At 26.0% G+C, this 2,745-nt stretch carries 4 protein-coding genes; all 4 read right to left on the bottom strand.

Annotation, left to right across the window (positions count from 1 at the left end; all coding sequences use genetic code 11):
* The coding region (locus ACRDDY_RS02490) for an ATP-binding cassette domain-containing protein (RefSeq protein ID WP_438563393.1) at window positions 1–229 on the bottom strand (229 nt) is incomplete at its 3' end.
* 108 nt (window positions 230–337) lie between these two features.
* Window positions 338–643, bottom strand: coding sequence for a PadR family transcriptional regulator (locus ACRDDY_RS02485; RefSeq protein ID WP_438563392.1), 306 nt, complete (start codon window positions 641–643; stop codon window positions 338–340).
* A 157-nt stretch (window positions 644–800) separates the two neighbouring features.
* Entirely contained in the window at window positions 801–1,925 is a 1,125-nt protein-coding gene (locus ACRDDY_RS02480; protein WP_438563391.1) for an ABC transporter permease, read from the bottom strand.
* A partial coding sequence (locus ACRDDY_RS02475) for an ABC transporter permease (RefSeq protein ID WP_438563390.1) occupies window positions 1,918–2,745 on the bottom strand: 828 nt, incomplete at its 5' end. The genes ACRDDY_RS02475 and ACRDDY_RS02480, both read right to left, overlap by 8 nt.

The raw sequence follows: 2,745 nt of genomic DNA, 5'->3' as shown, positions 1-2,745 counted from the left end.
TTTTTCTAAGTTCAATATCATCATAAGTTGAATACTCTCGTCCATTAAATTTAATTTTTCCACTACTGCAACTTATAAGATGTGCACAAAGTTTTAATAATGTTGTTTTTCCACTTCCTGACTCCCCAACTATTGATATGCAATCTCCTTTTTCTACTTCTAAATCAATTTTTTTTAATATTTCCTTCTCTTTTACTAAATAAGAAATCCCCTCTAGTTTCAAATACATATACCCATCCCCTTTCAATATCGATTTTCGATATCGTATATTGATATTAACATAAATTTAATTTACAGTAAATAAAAAAGCTTTAAATTCTTTTTTGAATTTAAAGCTTTAAATAATATTTTCCGTTAATTCTTTTAATTTTTCTTTTAAGTCTTTAAGTAAATTTTTTCCTTCTTGTGTTGCAAAATAATACTTTCTTATCTTACCATCAACATTCTTTTCTTCTTTTAAAAGTAATCCTTCTTCAACCATTCCTTTTAATATAGGATATAGCGTTCCTGGACTTATATGATATCCATGCTCTTCTAACTCTTCCATCATCCATAACCCATATATAGGTTCTTTACTTGCATGATGTAGTATATGTATATATATCATTCCATTGAATATTTTTTTAATAATTTGATTTTTCATTTCATCACCTATTTTCTTTTATATTATAATTCTTTTACAATATATATTCTATATTTTTATAATTTTTTTCTACTATATTATTTATAATTTTAATTTAACCAATCTTGAAATAAATAATTTTTAAAATAGACCTCCTCTTTTGAGAAAGTCTATTCTTTTAATTTTCCTTTATTAGCACTATTTTATTTTTAGTAAAAAATACACTTAAAATAAACATCAATGCAATCATTACTAGTAGTCCTATTATATTTGGTACTATATCTGATAAAATTCCTCCATTTTGCATTTTTTCTATAGAACTCATAAACCATCTTATTGGGAAGATACTTCCTATTTTTTGAAGTCCTTCACTCATCATTGAAAACTCCCAAAATGCCCCACTAAGCATAAACATAGGAATTGTAAGAGTTGCTGTTACTACTCCATGAACCGATTTATTTTTTACTAATGTAGATACCATTATTGTAAAGGAAACTGCAAGTATAACTACTAAAACTAGAAGTACTAGTAATATCCACTCACTTGAAAATCCTATATTATATTTTAAAATTTTACAAAGAATATAGTATTCTATAACTGGAATCACTGAGAGTAAAAATATTACTGTACCCATTGCTCCATAATATTCTTTTATTTTAACTTTTCCCATTAAAATTCTATCTCTTGTTCCATTTTTTTCATCTTCTATTAAAACACTTGATGCCATACCAGCTGAAATAAATATTAAATATATCATTAATCCAACTGTTGCCATAATATTTACGCCCTTATCTTCTGCCTTTATAAGATTATATTCTGGAACACTTTCTTTATACTTTTCTAAAACTTTTTCTATCCCTACTTTTTCTACATCTATATTATTGCAAAGATTTGCTAAAGACTTTGTTTCTGTATCTAATAAATTTTTAACTATTTCTGTCATTTCATTTTTATTTATAGCATTAAATTTAATTTCACTTTTTTCTCCCTTTAAAATCTTTTCTGTAAAATCTTCATCTATTGTAATTATCATAGAAACTTCATTAAAAATCAGCTTATTCATATTATCATCAGAGGCTTCTAAATCCTTAACACTTATAACCTTTAAGCTATCTACTGAACTTGAAATTTCAGCACCTAAACTTCCTTTATCTTTATTTACTACTCCTACAGGATAACTACTACTATTTGTATAAATTGATGTAAAAAACAATGTGGCTGCTATTGGAAAAAATATTGCAACTAAAAGATATCCTTTTCTTCTTGAAAGCATTTTCCATACATTTTTCATTATATTAAGCATTTATTACTGCCTCCTTATCTCTTGATTTCCAAAAGTATACTAATAAAAAGATTATAGAAAATACTATAGGAATTCCCATTGCAATTTTATATGCAACAGTTTGAAAACCACATACCATAGTACTTGTAGCTGTTGTAATCCAGTAAATTGGACTTAGGTATACAAGCTTATTTACAACTGGAATAGAAATAATCATTGAAAGAGGTGTAAAACATCCACCTAAAGCACCCCATACAAATGAGAATATATTTAAAATTCCTGAAGTCATTCCTTCTTTTTTACAAAGAGCTCCAATTACAGCCCCTGTTATAGACATAAATAAAGAATATACTATAAATAAAATTAAAAACTTAACTGTATTTTCTCCCCAATCTACCTTTAAGACCAATGATGTATATCCATAAACTAAAAATGTTTGAAGTGTTCCTATAATAACTCCTAAAGATATTTTAGATAATAACATTATTAAGTGACTTGATTTTGACATTATTATTCTATTTACCGTTTTAAGCCTCTTTTCTTTAAATGTCATTTCTCCTATTGTAAGCCCTAAAAATGAGATTATAAGGGCTAATTCTGCAAATGTATAAAACTCTCCTGCTGTTAATTTTTTTGCTCCATTTACTTTTTCTTCTTCTACATAAGTGTCATATTTATTTTGAACAAAATTCATAAATGCAGCCTTATTAAAAGTACCTATTGTTTCATAGCTTCCATATTCTTTTAAAAAGCTATTAAATATTTCATTAAATATTCTTCCCTCTATTTTTGCTCCATTAGCTGAAATATAATATTCTATCTTTTCTCCTTTAAAGCTTAT

Origin of the sequence: Clostridium sp. (assembly GCF_051656525.1) — a bacterium.
Taxonomy (GTDB): Bacteria; Bacillota; Clostridia; order Clostridiales; family Clostridiaceae; genus Clostridium.
The sequence above is the reverse complement of the archived record's forward strand: the minus strand, read 5'-3'. Positions and strand labels throughout refer to the sequence as shown.

Bases quoted from the DNA above. Each gene is read 5' to 3' on its own strand.
- ACRDDY_RS02485 (WP_438563392.1), bottom strand. From the start codon at position 643: ATGAAAAATCAAATTATTAAAAAAATATTCAATGGAATGATATATATA.
- ACRDDY_RS02480 (WP_438563391.1), bottom strand. From the start codon at position 1,925: ATGCTTAATATAATGAAAAATGTATGGAAAATGCTTTCAAGAAGAAAA.